This window comes from Bradyrhizobium sp. GW821-FHT13H05 (assembly GCF_058804065.1).
Genome location: NZ_JBXAPO010000006.1, coordinates 244,130 through 260,279, shown reverse-complemented (window position 1 = coordinate 260,279; position 16,150 = coordinate 244,130). Strand labels below are relative to the sequence as shown.

Annotated in this window: 13 protein-coding genes; 12 read left to right on the top strand and 1 reads right to left on the bottom strand. The window is 65.9% G+C overall.

Translation table 11 applies throughout. From position 1 onward, the window contains the following. The first annotated feature begins 1 nt into the window (after position 1). The 10 genes from AC1RR3_RS20725 to AC1RR3_RS20680 all read left to right on the top strand — a co-directional run bounded on the left by AC1RR3_RS20725 (position 2) and on the right by AC1RR3_RS20680 (position 12,974). The gene (locus AC1RR3_RS20725; protein ID WP_492824967.1) at positions 2–883 is read left to right on the top strand and encodes an alpha/beta fold hydrolase; all 882 of its coding nucleotides are present in this window, start codon (positions 2–4) and stop codon (positions 881–883) included. A 3-nt stretch (positions 884–886) separates the two neighbouring features. Then, a complete protein-coding gene (locus AC1RR3_RS20720) occupies positions 887–2,140 on the top strand; it encodes a Zn-dependent hydrolase (RefSeq protein WP_492824966.1) in 1,254 nt (417 codons plus the stop codon). 8 nt (positions 2,141–2,148) lie between these two features. Further along, positions 2,149–2,679 carry a flavin reductase gene (locus AC1RR3_RS20715; RefSeq protein ID WP_492825153.1) on the top strand — a complete coding sequence of 177 codons (531 nt, stop codon included), beginning with the start codon at positions 2,149–2,151 and terminating at the stop codon, positions 2,677–2,679. A gap of 49 nt (positions 2,680–2,728) precedes the next feature. Further along, positions 2,729–4,276, top strand: a complete 1,548-nt coding sequence (gene pdxR / locus AC1RR3_RS20710) for a MocR-like pyridoxine biosynthesis transcription factor PdxR (RefSeq protein ID WP_492824965.1) — start codon at positions 2,729–2,731, stop codon at positions 4,274–4,276. Positions 4,277–4,700: 424 nt separating this feature from the next. Continuing rightward, positions 4,701–6,710, top strand: a complete 2,010-nt coding sequence (locus AC1RR3_RS20705) for a hydantoinase/oxoprolinase family protein (protein ID WP_492824964.1) — start codon at positions 4,701–4,703, stop codon at positions 6,708–6,710. Continuing rightward, positions 6,707–8,287: a hydantoinase B/oxoprolinase family protein gene (locus tag AC1RR3_RS20700; protein WP_492824963.1), complete on the top strand. Its 1,581-nt coding sequence runs from the start codon at positions 6,707–6,709 to the stop codon at positions 8,285–8,287. The genes AC1RR3_RS20705 and AC1RR3_RS20700 overlap by 4 nt, the downstream gene beginning before the upstream one ends. 11 nt (positions 8,288–8,298) lie before the next feature. Further along, positions 8,299–9,594 (top strand): aminotransferase class III-fold pyridoxal phosphate-dependent enzyme, encoded by a 1,296-nt coding sequence (locus AC1RR3_RS20695; protein ID WP_492824962.1) that lies wholly within the window; start codon positions 8,299–8,301, stop codon positions 9,592–9,594. Continuing rightward, the gene (locus AC1RR3_RS20690; RefSeq protein WP_492824961.1) at positions 9,591–11,264 is read left to right on the top strand and encodes a long-chain-fatty-acid--CoA ligase; all 1,674 of its coding nucleotides are present in this window, start codon (positions 9,591–9,593) and stop codon (positions 11,262–11,264) included. The genes AC1RR3_RS20695 and AC1RR3_RS20690 overlap by 4 nt, the downstream gene beginning before the upstream one ends. Positions 11,265–11,367: 103 nt before the next feature. Beyond that, the gene (locus tag AC1RR3_RS20685; RefSeq protein ID WP_492824960.1) at positions 11,368–12,300 is read left to right on the top strand and encodes an N-carbamoyl-D-amino-acid hydrolase; all 933 of its coding nucleotides are present in this window, start codon (positions 11,368–11,370) and stop codon (positions 12,298–12,300) included. A gap of 5 nt (positions 12,301–12,305) precedes the next feature. Further along, on the top strand, positions 12,306–12,974 hold the full coding sequence (locus AC1RR3_RS20680; protein ID WP_492824959.1) for a flavin reductase family protein: 669 nt from the start codon (positions 12,306–12,308) through the stop codon (positions 12,972–12,974). On the opposite strand, the gene AC1RR3_RS20675 is transcribed toward AC1RR3_RS20680, so the two are convergent. Continuing rightward, complete coding sequence (locus AC1RR3_RS20675) at positions 12,971–13,633, bottom strand: aspartate/glutamate racemase family protein (protein ID WP_492824958.1); 663 nt, start codon at positions 13,631–13,633, stop codon at positions 12,971–12,973. The two genes, AC1RR3_RS20680 and AC1RR3_RS20675, sit on opposite strands and share 4 nt — an antisense overlap. Positions 13,634–13,689: 56 nt before the next feature. On the opposite strand from AC1RR3_RS20675, the gene hydA reads away from it, so the two are divergent. Both hydA and AC1RR3_RS20665 read left to right on the top strand, forming a co-directional pair. Continuing rightward, the gene (gene hydA / locus AC1RR3_RS20670; RefSeq protein ID WP_492824957.1) at positions 13,690–15,159 is read left to right on the top strand and encodes a dihydropyrimidinase; all 1,470 of its coding nucleotides are present in this window, start codon (positions 13,690–13,692) and stop codon (positions 15,157–15,159) included. 16 nt (positions 15,160–15,175) lie between these two features. Beyond that, a complete protein-coding gene (locus tag AC1RR3_RS20665) occupies positions 15,176–16,150 on the top strand; it encodes an NAD-dependent epimerase/dehydratase family protein (RefSeq protein WP_492824956.1) in 975 nt (324 codons plus the stop codon).

Genomic DNA, 16,150 nt, shown 5'->3' with positions numbered 1-16,150 from the left:
GATGACGATGATCACGACGAAGGACGGCGTGAAGCTCTACGTGGAAGAAACGGGTGAGGGCACACCGATCCTCTTCATCCATGAATTCGGCGGCAATCACGCAAGCTGGGAGCCGCAGCTGCGCTATTTCAGCCGGCGTCACCGCTGCATCACTTACGCCGCGCGCGGCTATCCGCCCTCGGACGTGCCTGACAGTGTGGAGGCCTATTCGCAGGCGATTGCCGCGGACGATGCGGTTGCCGTCCTCGACGCACTGAAGATCGAGAAGGCGCACATCGTCGGCCTCTCCATGGGCGGCTTCTGCACGGTGCATTTCGGCCTGCGCACGCCGGAGCGCGCGCTGTCGCTCACGGTCGCGGGCGCCGGCTATGGCTGCGAGAAGGAGTTCGAGGACTATTTTCGCGGCGTCTCGCTCGAAGTCGCGGACAATTTCGAGAAGCAGGGCGCGAAAGAGTTTTCGAAGATCTACGCGCTCGGCGCGAGCCGGGTGCAGTTCCAGAACAAGGATCCGCGCGGCTGGCAGGAATTCGCCGATCGCCTCGCCACCCATTCCGATCGCGGCGCCGCCAACACCATGCGCGGCGTCCAGGCGCGGCGGCCGTCCTTCTATGATCTCGAAGACGGCTTGAAAAAGATGATGGTGCCGACGCTGGTCGTCGTCGGCGACGAGGACGATCACTGTCTCCAGCCCGGCATCTTCCTGAAGAAGACGATTCCGGCCTGCGGCCTCTCGGTCTTCCCCAAGACCGGTCACACGCTCAATCTCGAAGAGCCGGCGGCGTTCAACGCGCTGCTCGCCGAGTTCATCGCCCAGGTCGAGGCCGGACGCTGGCTGCCGCGCGATCCGCGCGCGCTGCCGGGCCAGATCATGCGCACGAAATAGTCGATGACAAGCCTGCTTTTGATCAACGCCGATCGGCTCTGGACGCGGCTGATGGCGCTCGCCGAGATCGGCGCGACACCGGCCGGCGGGGTCAACCGCCAGGCGCTGAGTGACGGTGAGATCGCCGCATGGCGACGCGTGATCGGCTGGGCGCTTGAAGCGGGCTTGACGCCGTCGACGGATGCGGCGGGAAACCTGTTCCTGACGCTGGCCGGCCGCGACCGTGCCGCGCCGCCGTTTCTCCTTGGCAGTCATCTCGATAGTCAGCCGACCGGCGGCAAATTCGATGGCGCGGCCGGCGTGATGGCGGCGTTAGAGGCGGTTGTCTCACTCGCGCAGCAAGGGGACGCGCCCACGCGCGACCTCATCGTCGTCGCCTGGATGAACGAGGAGGGCTCGCGCTTCGCCCCGGGCATGATGGGCTCCGAGGCCTTTACCGGCGAGCGTGACATGGACGCGATCCGCGCCGCGCGTGATGCCGACGGCATCAGCGTCGGTGAGGCGCTCGATCGCCTCCATCAGGCTTTTCCCGATGTGCCGCACCGGCCGCTCGGCTTTGCGGCCGGGGCCTATCTCGAATTGCACATCGAGCAGGGACCGCTGCTGGAGGCGGCCGGTTGCACCATCGGAATCGTCACGGGCATCCAGGGCAAGAAGACGTTTCAGATCGTGGTCGAGGGCGCCGAGGGCCACGCCGGCACGCTGGCGCAGTCGGAGAGGCGGGACGCACTCGCGGCCTTTGCCCGGATGGCGACCGCGCTGCATGCCGAGATCGGCACCATCGATGCCGACATCAAGTTCACCATCGGACGCGTCGCGGTCATGCCGAACGCGCCGTCGGTGGTGCCGTCGCGCGTCAGCTTCAGCATCGATCTGCGTCACCCTGACAATGCGGTGCTCGATGCGGCCGGTGCGCGCATCATTGACCTTTGCCGTGAGCACGCCCCGCCGTGCACGGTCACGGTGACGCCACTCGTCGATGCGCCGTCGAACGCCTTCGATCCTGCCCTGCGGGCCAGCATCGCGGAGGCCGCGCGCCAGCAGGGGCATTTGGCCATGGCGATCCTTTCCGCGGCCGGGCACGATGCCCGTCATCTCGCAAAAATCTGCCCCGCGGCGATGATCTTCATCCCGTGCCGCGACGGGGCGAGCCATGTCGAGCACGAATGGGCCGAGCCCGATCATGTGTCCGCCGGCGCCTCCGTGCTCGCGCAGGTACTTCGCGGGCTCGCCTTTGCGCCCGCGATCGAGGTGTGAGGATGTCGATGCCGGACGTCGCCTCTCAGGACTACCGCGACGCGATGGCCTGTCTCGGCGCGGCCGTCAGCATCGTCACGACAGACGGCAGCGCGGGCCGCGCCGGATTTAGCGCGTCTGCGATTTGCAGCGTCACCGACGATCCGCCGACGCTGCTGGTCTGCATCAACCGCGCATCGTCGGCCTATGCCAGCGTGACGCACAACAAGGTGGTCTGCGTCAATGTACTCTCGGCCCGGCACGAGCCGCTGTCTCGCCTGTTCGGCGGCAAGGTGCCCGCCGAGGAACGGTTTGCCGCGGCCGCGTGGTCGACACTCGAAACCGGTGCGCCGGTGCTGACCGACTGCTCCGCCGCGTTCGACTGCCGGATTGCCGATATCGTCAATGTCGGCACGCATGATGTGCTGTTCTGCCGGGTCGTGGCCGTGCAACGATCCGGCTGCACCGACAATCTGATCTATTTCGGCCGCGCCTATCACACGGTCGGGGTGGCCGATCCAGCGGAGACTGGACCCGAATCCGCTCCTGACGCATCCTGAGGCGACGCTGGCTGATATCGCCGGCCATTCCAACAACCGTCTCCATGTGATGGACAAGAGCCGTCAACCGCACCAGCGCGTCTCCCTTGCGGGGATGCATATCGACCGGACCTCGGCCGTGCCGCTGCATCTGCAGATCGCGGCCCACATCAGGGGCAGCATTCTGCGTGGCGCGTTTCCGGCCGGCACGCAGTTCCTGGGCTCGCGCGAGATCGCGCGGGAGTTGGGCTGCTCGCGCACGGTGGTGCTGACCGCGTGGGATCTGCTCTACGCCGAGGGCTATCTTGAATCGACCCCGCGTGGCAGCGTGATGGTGGCGTCCGTTACGGCCCCGCATGCGGAGCCGCTGTCCGCCACGCCGCCCGCGGCCGCGCCCGCCCAGATGTCGAGGCGCTGGCAATCGCTGCTTGGCCTGGAGTACGAGACCAATTGGCCGTCCGTGTTCGCACCCGGCGCCCCCGATATCTCGACATTTCCCTTCAAGGAATGGTCGCGGCTGCTGCGCCAGAGCTGGCAGAATCCGCGCGAGCAGGAGTGCCTCGATCTTCCGCCTGAAGGCCATCTGCGCTTGCGGAGCGAGATCGCGAATTTTCTCGGCTCGGTGCGGGGGTTGGTCTGCGCGCCGGAGGAGGTCGTGGTCACCTCCGGCACGTCTGGCGCGCTGGATTTCTGTAGCCGGATGATCCTCGATCCCGGCGATGAGGTCTGGGTCGAGGAGCCCGGCTTCATTGAGGCGCGCTGGGCATTGACGGCTGCGGGCGCGAAGCTCGTTCCGATTCCTGTCGATGACAAGGGCCTCGTCGTCTCCGAAGGAATCCGTCGCGCACCGCGCGCGAAGCTGATCGTGGTCACGCCGTCGCACCAATATCCCCTCGGCGTCAGCATGGGGCTTGAGCGGCGGCTCGAGCTGCTCGACTGGGCCAACAGGAACGACGTCTGGGTGATCGAGGACGATTACAATTCGGAGTTCAGGCATCAGGACAGCATGATCGCGTCCCTGCGTTCGCTCGACCGCGAGGGCCGGGTGATCTATTTCGGCACTTTTTCGAAGATCATGATGCCGAACCTGCGGCTCGGCTACATGGTCGCCAACAGGCATTTCATCGACGGATTTTCGAAGGGCCGCGCGCGCATCGACGTGCACACCTCCGGCATCGGACAGCTCGCGCTCGCCGAATTCATGCGGGAGGGGCACCTGCTGCGGCATCTGCGCGGGATGCGGCGGCTCTATGCGGAGCGGCGGAAGGCGCTGATCGATGCGATTACGACGCTGATGCCCGATGATCTCTCCGTGTCCTCCGCCGTCACCGGGCTGCATCTCGTCGCGCTGTTCACGGAGGCGATGCAGGCACGGATGAGCGATCGCGAGGCGGCCGCAAGCCTGAAGCAGGCCGGTATCCACGTGCAGCAATTGTCGCAGAATTTTCTGGAAGCCCCGACGCGGCAAGGGCTGGTGTTTGGCTACGGGCGCCTGCACGTCGAGGATGCCGCGCCGCTGCTCGCGAGAATCGCCGATTGCATCGGCAGCCGTCGCCGCAACGCGCCATCCGGGCCTGCAATATCCTCTCGTACTGTTCGTACAATAAAGAGAAGCTGAGCCGACCGCCATGCATAGCTCGTAGGCATTCCGCTATCCCGCAGCGCCGCCAGATCGCCTGCAAATTAGACAGACGATCTCGAGCGCCCCGATTGCAGTGCAGCGGGCATCACGGTTTACGCGGAGAAATCCGTGGTGCGCTGCACGTTTCTCGCTTGGAAGATTCGACGTTCATCTGCACTCTGCGGAGGCATCATTGCACCAAAACGTGCAGCGCGTGGCGCGGCGTGCGCCGGCGGTCGCGCGCTGGTCTAGTGATTTGCGACAATTCTGGCCCTATCCCGAGCCAGTCGCTCTGTCGCACGCTCGCAGGTGGTGGCATGACAAGGGATGCATGATGAGCGCTCTCGGTTTGGCATTGGACGTTGCGATGAACGGCAAGGACCCGGCGTCCGGTTCGGGCGTCACGCGTAGCTGACTGCACATGAGCTCTTCCGAACATCATTGGGAAGTCGGCACCGATATTGGTGGCACTTTCACCGACATCATCGCGATCAGGCGCGACTCCGCGGAGGCGCGGATCGCAAAAGTCCCGTCGCGCCCCGACGCGCCGGTTCAGGCGATGCTGGAGGCGATCGAGGCGGTGGGCCTGCGCAAGAGCGAGGTGAAGCGCTTCGTCCACGGCACCACGCGCGTGACCAATGCGATCGTCGAAGGCCGGCTGCCGAAGGTGGCGCTGGTTGCGACCGAAGGATTTGCCGATGTGCTGGAGATCGCGCGCTATCGCCGCCGCGATCTCTACCGCCTCGACATTCCCCCGAAATCGCCGCCGCTGGTGCCGCCGGAGCGATGCTTTGGGCTGGCCGAGCGCCTCGATCACGAGGGCGGGGTGCTGAAGGCTCTTGATGACGCCGAGATCGAGCGTCTGGTGGCGTGGCTGAAAGGGACCGGCGTCCAGAGCGTCGCGGTCGCGCTGCTTCACGCCTATGCCAATCCCGTCCACGAGAAAATGCTCGGCGAGCGGCTCAAGGATGTCGTCGCCCATGTCTCGCTGTCGCACGAGGTCAACCCCGAAGCGCGCGAATACGAGCGGACTTCGGCGACCGTGTTCAACGCGGCGGCGATGCCGATCGCGGTGGAATATCTCAGCGAGCTGGAGCAGCGGCTGCCGATCGGCCCCGGCCTGCAGGTGTTTCATTCCGCCGGTGCGATGATTCCGATCTCGGCAGTCAAGCGGCGACCGCTGGTGATGGCGATGTCGGGGCCGGCCGCCGGTGTCTCGGCCTCCGTCAGCATCGCGCGCCAGCTCGGCACATCGCGCATGCTGACCTTCGATATGGGCGGCACCACGACCGACGTCTGCCTGATCGTCGACGGCCAGGCCGAGATGACCGATGGCCGCATGCTCGGCGACAAGCCGCTGCGTCAGCCGATGCTCGCGGTTCATTCGATCGGCGCGGGCGGCGGCTCGATCGTACGCAATGGCCCGGGCGGCCTGACGGTCGGCCCGGAGAGTGCGGGCTCCGAGCCGGGCCCGGCCTGCTACGGCCGCGGCGGCCTTGAGCCGACCATCACCGACGCCAATGCGGTACTCGGCTATCTCAATCCCGGGACGAAACTTGGCGACCGCATCGGCATCGACATCGAAAGCGCCAAGCGCGTCATCGCGCCGATCGCGCATGCCTTGGGCCTGAGTCTGACCGAGACAGCGCTCGGCATCATCAAGGTCGCCAACGCGACGATGGCCCGCGCTCTCCGCCGGGTCACGGTCGAGCGCGGCATCGACGGCCGCGACTGCACGCTGCTCGCCTTTGGCGGCGGCGGCCCAATGCATGCGGCCGGACTTGCCGATCTCTATGGCATCGCAGAGGTCGTCGTGCCCAGTGCTTCGAGCGCGTTCTCGGCGCTGGGCTGCCTCACTGCCGATTTCAGCTTCCTTCAGCAGCAGACCTTGCGCGCCGCGCTCGAAGGGATCGACCTTCCGCGCGTATCGGAGCGCATTCGGATACTGATCGACGATGCCTCGGCGCCGCTGATCGCCAACGGTGTTGCGCAGGCCGAGATCCAGATCGAACTCGTCGCGCTGATGCGCTACGCCGCGCAGAACGATGCCATTCCGGTGCCGTTCGTTTTGCCGCTGGATGTGGCCAAGCTCAAGACGGACTTTCTGGCGCGGCATCACGAGCTGTTCGGTTATGCGACCAGCGAGCCCTGCGTCATCGAATCCGTACGGGTCCAGGCGCGCCGTCCGTCGACGACCGTCGTCAGCAGGCCGGCGACGGCGGTAAGGGCGGTGTCCACCGGCAAGCGCATCTGCTCGTTCGACGGCCTCCACGAGGTCGAGACCGCGATCATCGACCGCGCCTCGCTGATCGACATCGTCAGCGGCCCGGCCATCATCGAAGACGCCTGGTCTACGGTGGTGGTGCCGCCCGGCTGGCAAGCGAAACCTGACGCCTCCGGCAACCTGTTCCTGACGCGGAGGGCGGCATGAAGCTCGATCCGTTTGTCGTCGAGGTCATCAGGCACGGGCTGTCCGCCGCGGCCGAGGAAATGAGCCTGGTGATGACGCGCTCGGCGCGCTCGCCGCTGCTGCGGGAGGCCGGTGATCTGTCGTCGGCGATCACCGATGGCCATGGCGGCCTGGTGGGGCAGGGCCGCGACATCCCGATCCATCTCGGCGCGATGGCCTACACCATTCCCGAGTTGCTCAAGGTGATGCCGCGCGACAGCCTGAGCGACGGCGACGTCGTGATCTACAATGTCGGCGCGCTCGGCGGCAATCACCTCAATGACGTCAAGGTCGTGCGGCCCGTCTTCTTCGAGGGCGAGATCGTGGCCTTCGCGGTGAGTCTTGCGCACTGGCCCGACATTGGCGGCACCTGGCCCGGCAGCTATTTTGCCAAGGCGATCGACACCTTCCAGGAGGCAATGCGGATTCCGCCGGTGCTGATCGCAACCAAGGCCGGCGTTATTGCGCCGATCGTGCAGTTGCTCAAAGCGAACGTTCGCGACCCCGAATCCTGCGAGGGCGATCTGCTCGCCCAGATCGCGGCGACCAAGGCTGGCGAGAAGCGCATCGTCGAGCTTTGCCGCGAGCACGGCAAGGCGGTGTTCACGGCGACGCAGTCGCGCCTGCACGACCTCTCCGAAATCGAGATGCGCGAGGCGCTTCGCGCGCTGCCTGATGGCGTCTACGAGGGCGAGGACTATCTCGACGACGGCAGTGTCGACAACGCGCCGGCGCGCATCCACGTCAAGATCACGATTCGCGGCGACGAGGCGACCTTCGATCTCTCGGGGAGCTGCGACCGCGTCTCGAACTTCTGTAACACGACGCCGTTCATGGCGCGCTCGGCGGTCGCCTATGCGGCGCGCATCATGAGCGGGCGCGACATGAACCAGAACGCCGGTGCGCTGCGGCCCTTGACCATCATTACGCGCCCGGGCTCGATCCTGGAGCCGGGCTGGATGGCCTCCGTTGCCGCCGGCAACCATGAAACCTCGATGCGTATCGTCGATGCGATTTTTCGCGCGATGCAGCACACGATCCCCGAACGGCTGTCGGCCGGCGGGGCGACCACGGCGGGCGTTCTGTTCTTCGCCGAACCGCGGCCGAACGGGTCATGGAAGATGTTGTACGAGGTTCACGGCGGCGGCGAAGGCGCGCGGCATAATCGCGCCGGCATGTCGGCGACGCGGGTGCATCTGTCCAACACCTCCAACACGCCGGTCGAGGTGATCGAGGCGAGCTATGCGATCCGCCTTGAGCAGCAGGCCATTCGCTGGAATTCCGGCGGCGCGGGCGCGCATCGCGGCGGTGACGGCTCCGTTCGCACCTATCGCATCCTCGCGCCTTCGATGCATCTGACCACCTGCATCGAGCGCATGGTGATTGCGCCGTTCGGGATGCAGGGCGGCGAAGCCGGCAAGGCCTGCCGCATCTCGCTGATGAGGCGGGGCGCGAACGTCGCCATCGACGGCAAATCGAACCTGGTGTTGCAGCAAGACGATCTCGTCACGATCGAGATGTGCGGCGGCGGCGGCTATGGCGCCGTGGCTGCAGAGTGAGGGGACCCGCGATGAGCAGATTGTTGCGAACCGGACTGAATGCGGGCGAGGCCGCGCCGATGGCCGTCGTCGGGGGCGAGGGCGTTTACTTTCATCTTTCGGATGGTCGCCGCCTGATCGACGGCAGCAACACCGGCGGCGGGCTCGGCCATCGCCATCCTGCGATGGTAGAGGCGATCCGCCGCGCGGCCGATACACCCGTCGTGAACGAGGGGTGGACCTGGGTCGGCCGCGAGCAGGCTGCCGATGATCTGATGGCCACGGCGTTCAAAGGCGAAGAGGATTGGGTCGGCGCGGTGCGCTTCTGTATCAGCGGCAGCGAGGCCAACGACATGGCGCTGTCGCTGTGCCAGGCGCTGACGCAGCGCTCTGCATTGGCAACGCGCGAGCGCGCCTATCACGGAATCACCGGCCTGTCGCGCAGCATGACGGTGCAGCCGCAATGGCACGGCGGCCTCGCGGTGCACGCAGGCGGCTCGAAGCTGCCGGCGCCGATGGCCCCGGTGCGGATCCTGCCGGCGCCCGATGGCGCGATCTATGGCGCGCCGGCCAACAACACGCCGCCCAGCGAATATCTGGCGGACGCCACGCGCCTGCTCTCGGATACGGCGGCGACGATCATCGACTACACGCAGGGCGGCATCTATTACGACGGCGCCTATCAGGACGAAGTCGCGCGCTGTGCGCGGCAAGCCGGCTCATACTGGATCGCCGACGAAGTCGTCACGGGCGCAGGACGGGCGGGGCGCTGGTTCGCGTTCCAGGGAGCGACGAGCCGCCCCGACATCGTCACGCTCGGAAAGTCCCTTGGCGGCGGCGCGGCGGCGGTTGCTGCGGTGGTGGTGTCGAAGGACATCGTCGAGCGGCTCAAAGGTTCGAGCTGGCAGAATTACGGCACGCTGCGCGGCCATCCCATCAGCATGGCCGCGGTCAGCGCGTACCTCAAGGTCGTCAGCGACGACAAGATTCTGGAGCACGTCCAAAAGCTCGAAAAGCTGTTCATCCGCCGACTGCTCGAGATCGCGCAAAAGCATCCGAGCGTGCAGCGCGTGGCCGGGCAGGGGCTGCACTGGACGGTGGAGCTGCACGGCCCGGATTGGCGAACCTGGCACGCCGACACGACGGAGGTGCCGATCGCCTCGCGCGTCGCGGAGCGGGCGTTGGAGGCGGGCGCCGTGATCGGCACCAGTGGCGAGCAGGTCTCGCTGTTCCTGGCACCGCCGCTGGTGATCTCCGAGCGCGAAGCCATGCTGCTGCTCGATGCGCTCGATCACGGCCTCGATATCGCAGACGAGGAGCACGGGTGAGCGCAGCGCCACATCGATCACCGGCCTGGCCGGCGGATGAGCCCTGGTATCTCGCGATGCCCGAGGGGACGCTGTACGACGCGCTGGCACGGGCCGCGCAAGATCGACCCTCGCATCCGGCGACGGTGTTTTACGGCGCGAGCCTGAGCTATGCCGAGCTGCGCGAGCGGGTCGACGCCCTGGCCGGCTTCCTGCAAGGCGCTTGCGGCGTCAAGCACGGCGACCGCGTCATGATCGCGCTGCAGAACTCGCCGCAATATGTCATCGCCTATTATGCGATCATGCGGGCAGACGCCGTGATCGTGCCCGTCAATCCCATGAACAAGACCGCGGAGATCGCGTATCTCGCCGAAGACAGCGGCGCCAAGATCGCGATCATCGGCAGCGAGCTGAACGACGTCTTTGCGCCGCTGGTGGGCGAGGCGATCGCGCATGCGATCGTTGCCCAATATCGCGACGAGGTTCCGGACGCCACGCCCTACACGCTGCCGTCCTGTGTGACCGAAGCGCCGTCGGAGGTGCCGCCGTCGCCGGGCTGGCATTCGTGGCTGTCCGCGATCGCGCAGGACCTGCGCCCCGGTGCGATGACCGCAGAGCCGCACGATCTCATGATCCTGCCCTATACGTCGGGCACCACAGGCAAGCCCAAGGCCTGTATGCATACGCATCGCAGCGCGCTGTTCACCGCGGTGCTCCAGGCGCGCTGGTATGGGCTCGACGGCGGCGACGTGATGACCGGCTTCATGCCGCTGTTCCACGTTGCGGGCATGCAGGGCTCGATGAATGCTGCTGTTGTCACGGGCGCGACGCTGCTGCTGATGGCGCGCTGGGACAAGGATCTGCTGCCGGACCTGTTCGAGACCTATGGCGTCACATTCTGGAACGCGGCGCCGACCATGATCGTCGACGTGCTCGCCAGCGCCCGCTTCCGCGACCGGTGCTTTGCGAAGCTCAAAGTGTTGACCGGCGGCGGTGCGGCGATGCCGACCGCTGTGGCCGAACGGTTGAAGGGCCGTTTCGGCCTCGATTTCGTCGAGGGTTACGGCATGACCGAGACGATGTCGCCGACGCACCTCAATCCGATGGCGGCGCCGAAGCGGCAGTGTCTCGGCATCGCTGTACAGGAGACCGACGCGCGGATCGTCGATCCCGAGAGCCTGGTTGAGCTCGACGACAATGTCGTCGGCGAGATCGTCGTGCACGGGCCACAGGTGCTGCAAGGCTATTGGAACAGGCCGCAGGCCAATACCGAATCCTTCATCGAACTCTCGGGAAAACGGTTTTTGCGCACGGGCGATCTCGGCTATCGCGATGCCCAAGGCTATTTCTTCGCGGTCGATCGCCTGAAGCGGATGATCAATGTCAGCGGCTTCAAGGTGTGGCCGGCCGAGGTCGAGGCGGCGATGTACCAGAACCGGGCCATCCGGGAGTGCTGCATCATCTCGGCGCCGGACGGCTATCGCGGCGAGACCGTCAAGGCTCTGGTGGTGCTCGATGACGCCGCGCGCGCGACGATCTCGGCGGACGACATCGTCGGCTGGGCCCGCGGTGCGATGGCGAGCTACAAGGCGCCGCGGGCCGTCGTCTTCGTCGATTCCTTGCCGCGCACTGCGAGCAACAAGATCAACTGGCGGCTTTTGCAGGACGCCGAATGGGGGCGGACGGCATGAAAACTGCTTGTCTGGAAAACTGGCGCCAGACCGCGGTATGCTGCGCGCGCCACCCCCTTGAAGCTGCGATCTCCAGCCTCGCCAATCAATCAGGAATTTTCTGATGCGTATCGTCAATGTCGCCGCCGCCCAGATGGGCCCGATCCAGAAAGCCGACAGCCGTGAGGTCGTGGTCAAGCGCATGATCGCGCTGATGGACGAAGCCAAGGCGAAGGGCGCCGACCTGATCGTCTATCCGGAACTCGCGTTGACGACGTTTTTTCCGCGCTGGTACGCGGAGGACCGGGCCGAGTTCGACAACTGGTTCGAGCGCGAGATGCCGAACGCGGCGACAAAGCCGCTGTTCGAGCGCGCGGCGCAGCACCAGATGGCGATGAATTTCGGCTATGCCGAGCTCACGCCCGACGGCCATCACTTCAACACCGCAATCCTGACCGACAAGTCCGGCAAGATCGTCGGCAAATATCGCAAGGTCCATTTGCCGGGCCATGTCGAATACGACACCAAGCGCTCGCACCAGCATCTGGAGAAGCGCTATTTCGAGCCGGGCGATCTCGGCTTCAAGGTCTGGCGCGAGCTGGGCGGCATCATCGGCATGGCCATCTGCAATGACCGCCGCTGGCCCGAGACCTATCGCGTCATGGGCTTGCAGGGCGTCGAGATGGTGCTGATCGGCTACAACACGCCGTCGGTCAACGCGGAGAAAAGTGAAGAGGGCGTCGAGAAGCGCCTGTTCCACAATCGCCTCTCGGTGCAGGCCGGCGCCTACCAGAATGCGACCTGGGTCGTGGCAGTCGGCAAGGCCGGCAATGAGGATGGCCACCCGCTGTTCGGCGGCAGCCTGATCGTCGATCCCAATGGCGAGATCGTGGCCGAAGCGAAGACGGAGGACGACGAGGTTCTGGTTCACGCCTGTGACCTCGATGCCACCACTTTCGGCAAAACCACGATCTTCGATTTCGCCCGGCATCGCCGCATCGAGCATTACGGCCTGATCACCAGCCAGACCGGCGCGGTGCCGCCGCCGGAGAAGTGACGCCGATGGCGGACAAGGGCACATCAGGCATTCCGCTGCGCGAGCTCGATCCCCGCGATCGCTACAAGCTGCTTTGCGGCGTGGTGGTGCCGCGGCCGATCGCGCTGGTGACGACGCTGGACCAGAACGGAGCGGTCAATGCCGCGCCGTTCAGCTTCTTCAACGTGTTCTCGGAAAGCCCGGCGCTGATCGTGCTCGGCCTCCAGCACAAGCCGGATCACAGCCCGAAGGACACCACCCGCAACATCCATCGCGACGGCGAATTCGTGGTGCACATGGTGGATGAGGCGCTGTCGGGCGCGATGAACGACTGTGCGGTCGATTTCCCCTCCGGCGACAGCGAGGTCGCTGCGACCGGGCTGGCGACGCTTCCCTCCGTTGATGTGAAGGTGCCGCGCCTCGCCGCGGCGCCGTTCGCGCTGGAATGCCGCCGCCATGTCGTGCTGAACTTTTCGCCCGACCGCGAGCTGCTGGTCGGCGAGGTGCTCAGGATTCACGCCCGCGAGGGGCTGGTCGACGAAGCCAACATGTATGTCGATCTCGACGCCTACCGGCCGATCGGCCGCATGTTCGGCAATCTCTACACGACGCAGCGGAATACGTTCGCGCTGGTGCGCGAGAGCCATGCGCAATGGCTCGCGCGGCAGGACGCCAAAGAGCTGAAGGACGCCTAGTGAGCCGAGAACTGCACCGTACCCAGCGCCATGGTGACGGCCGCCTGTGTCGGGTCGATCACGGGAATACGAAGCGCGTCTTCCAGCGGGCGGCGATGGCGCGCCATGCCGGCGCAGCCCATCACGATGGCGCGGGCGCCGTCCTCGTCGCGCAGCGCGCGGCCGATGTCGATCATCCTGGCGAGCGTGCCTTCGCCGGACGCGGTCTCTGCAACGCTCATGTTCAGCGGCCGCTCGCCGGCGAGGCGTTCGGTCAATCCCATCTGCCTGAGATAGCGCATGTGGCGCGGGATCGAGCGCTGGGCAATCGCGATGACGCCGAAGGTCTCGGCGCGGGCCAGCGCCGTCAGCACGCCGCACTCGGCGATGCCGAAAACGGGGCGGTCGGTGCCTTCGCGGCAGGCCTGGAGCCCGGGATCGCTGTAACAGGCGATGACAAAGGCGGCCGAGCTGTTGTCACTTTCCACCAGCCGCCGCAGCGGCATTGCGACGCCGTCGACGTCGGCCTGGCTTTCGATGCCGAACGGACCCTCGGCCAGCGACTGGCAAACCAGTTCCGGGCCGCCCTCGAAGCCGAGCGGCTTCAAGGCATCTTCCAGCCCTTGCGTGACCGCAGGGTTGGAGTTCGGATTGATGACGAGAATACGCGGCCGGGACATGCTGGCCTTCCCTTGAAATTACGACTACTTGCTTCGGGCATATCACGGAGTGCCTCATGACTGAACCCACCTATGACCTGATCATTCGCGGCGGACGCGTCGCCACCACCACCGATGTGTTCGAGGCCGATGTCGCCATTTCCGGCGAGACCATCGCAGCCATAGGGAAGGGGCTTCCGGCGGCCAAGCGCGAGATCGATGCGCGCGGCAAGCTGGTGCTTCCGGGCGGCGTTGACAGCCATGCCCATATCGAGCAGCTGTCCGCTGCCGGCATCATGAATGCCGACACGTTCGAGAGCGCGACGGTCTCCGCTGCGTTCGGCGGCACCACCACGGTGATCCCGTTTGCGGCCCAGCATGTCGGCATGAATCTGCCGCAGGTAGTGGAGGACTATCACGCGCTGGCAAAGAAGGGCGCCGTGATCGACTATGCCTTCCATATGATCATTGCGGATGCGACCAAGGAGACGGTCGAGGAGCATATTCCCGCGCTGGTGAAGCAGGGTCATGCCTCGATCAAGATCTTCATGACCTATGACCGGCTCAAGGTCGACGACGAGCCGCTGCTCGATATCCTTCTTGCCGCCCGCCAGTCCGGCGCGATGCTGTGCGCCCACGCCGAGAACCACGGCATCATCGCCTGGATGGTGAAGCGGCTGCTCGCACGCGGCTACACCATGCCGAAATACCACGCCGTCAGCCACGCCCGCGTCTCGGAAGCTGAAGCCTTCACCCGCCTCATTGGTATGGCGGCGCTGATCGACCAGCCGATCATGATCTTCCATGTCTCCACCGCCGAAGGTGCCAAGGTGATCCGCGACTCGCGCGGGCAGGGGCTCAAGGTGTTCGCGGAGACCTGTCCGCAATATCTGTTCCTCACCGCTGACGATCTCGACAAGCCCGGCGCGGAAGGCGCGAAATGGATGTGCAGCCCGCCGCCGCGCACGCATGCCGACCAGGAGGCGCTGTGGCAGGCGCTGTCGCTCGGCGATCTCCAGACCATCTCGTCGGACCACGCGCCGTATCGGTATGACGAGACCGGCAAGCTGCGCGCCGGCCCCAATCCGAACTTCAAGCAGGTCGCCAACGGCCTGCCGGGCCTGGAGCTGCGTCTGCCGCTGCTGTTCGACGCGATGGTCTCGAAGGGCCGGCTCGGCCTGGAAAAATTCGTCGAGCTGACCGCGACGGCGCCGGCAAAGATCTACAATCTGCATCCGCGCAAGGGCTCGATCGCGGTCGGCGCCGACGCCGATATCGCGATCTGGGATCCCAATCGCGAGGTCACCATCGCCGACGAGATGATGCATGACCTCACCGGCTACACGCCGTTTGCGGGCCGCAAGCTGAAGGGCTGGCCGGTGTCGGTGCTGTCGCGCGGCCGGGTGATCATCGACGGCGACAAGTGCCTTGCAAGCGCCGGCAGCGGCAAGTTCCTCGCGCGCAGCGGCGGCGAGGCCGCCAAGCCGACCGGGCGGCTCGTCGCCGACATGGATCCCGAGCGGAATTTCGGGGCAAAATTGCTGTGACGGCGGATCGCGCGCGATGAAGATCGTCATCTTCGGCGGCACGGGCTTTGTCGGCCTCAATGTTGCGGAGGCGCTGCTCGCGCGCGGCCATGACGTGACGCTGTATGACCGCGCAGAGTTGCCGCCGTCCGCGCGGCGATCTCTTGCGGGCTACGGTGCACGGCTCGAAGCCGTGCAGGGCGATATCACCGACGCAGACACCATCGACGCCCTTATCGCCAGGGGCGTTGATGCGATCGTGCTTGGCGCCGCGGTCACCGCCGGCGATGAGCTGGAGAGAGTGTCGACCGCGCGTGTTCTCGAAATCAACGTGATGGCCCAGATCCCGATCCTGCTCTCCGCGATCCGTCATGGCGTGCGCCGCGTCGTCAATCTGTCGTCCGCATCGGCCTATGGCGCCGCGGGCGGGCGGGTCGAGGTGCTGGACGAGGAGACGCCCTGCGATCCCATCTCGTTCTACGCCATCAGCAAATTCACCTCGGAGCGATCGGTGGCGCGCCACGCCGAACTCTTTGGAGGCGATTTCCTGAGTGTGCGCCTGAGCGCGTTGTTCGGTCCGTGGGAGAAACCCAGCTCGGTGCGTGATACGCCGAGCCTCCAGTTCCAGATCCTGGCCGCGTTCGCCCGCGGCGAGCCGGCGATCATGCCTGAACCCGGCATGCGGGACTGGATTTATGCGCCAGACGCTGCTGAGGCCGTCGCGATTCTGATCGAAGCGGAGCGGCCGCGCCATCGGCTCTACAACATCTCCCGCGGAGGGTTGTGGCCTGCGCTGCAATGGGGCGAGGCCTTTGCTGCGTTAAATCCCGGGCTGGAGTGCCGGCTCGCGGCGCCCGGAGAAGCGACGGCCATCAAGCTGCATGGGCCCTATCGCGCGCCGCTGTCAGTGGCACGGATGGCGGATGAGTTCGGTTGGCACGCGCAGTCCGGCTGCGCCGAGTCCGCTGCCGCAATGAACGTCTGGCTGAAGCAGCACAAGGAGTGGATCTGA

Excerpts from the sequence above, each read along its gene's own strand:
- AC1RR3_RS20720 (WP_492824966.1), top strand. The coding sequence starts at position 887 with ATGACAAGCCTGCTTTTGATCAACGCCGATCGGCTCTGGACGCGGCTG.
- AC1RR3_RS20665 (WP_492824956.1), top strand. The coding sequence starts at position 15,176 with ATGAAGATCGTCATCTTCGGCGGCACGGGCTTTGTCGGCCTCAATGTT.
- AC1RR3_RS20695 (WP_492824962.1), top strand. The coding sequence starts at position 8,299 with ATGAGCAGATTGTTGCGAACCGGACTGAATGCGGGCGAGGCCGCGCCG.
- AC1RR3_RS20675 (WP_492824958.1), bottom strand. The coding sequence starts at position 13,633 with ATGTCCCGGCCGCGTATTCTCGTCATCAATCCGAACTCCAACCCTGCG.
- AC1RR3_RS20715 (WP_492825153.1), top strand. The coding sequence starts at position 2,149 with ATGCCGGACGTCGCCTCTCAGGACTACCGCGACGCGATGGCCTGTCTC.
- pdxR (WP_492824965.1), top strand. The coding sequence starts at position 2,729 with ATGGACAAGAGCCGTCAACCGCACCAGCGCGTCTCCCTTGCGGGGATG.
- AC1RR3_RS20700 (WP_492824963.1), top strand. The coding sequence starts at position 6,707 with ATGAAGCTCGATCCGTTTGTCGTCGAGGTCATCAGGCACGGGCTGTCC.
- AC1RR3_RS20685 (WP_492824960.1), top strand. The coding sequence starts at position 11,368 with ATGCGTATCGTCAATGTCGCCGCCGCCCAGATGGGCCCGATCCAGAAA.
- AC1RR3_RS20725 (WP_492824967.1), top strand. The coding sequence starts at position 2 with ATGACGATGATCACGACGAAGGACGGCGTGAAGCTCTACGTGGAAGAA.
- AC1RR3_RS20705 (WP_492824964.1), top strand. The coding sequence starts at position 4,701 with ATGAGCTCTTCCGAACATCATTGGGAAGTCGGCACCGATATTGGTGGC.
- hydA (WP_492824957.1), top strand. The coding sequence starts at position 13,690 with ATGACTGAACCCACCTATGACCTGATCATTCGCGGCGGACGCGTCGCC.
- AC1RR3_RS20680 (WP_492824959.1), top strand. The coding sequence starts at position 12,306 with ATGGCGGACAAGGGCACATCAGGCATTCCGCTGCGCGAGCTCGATCCC.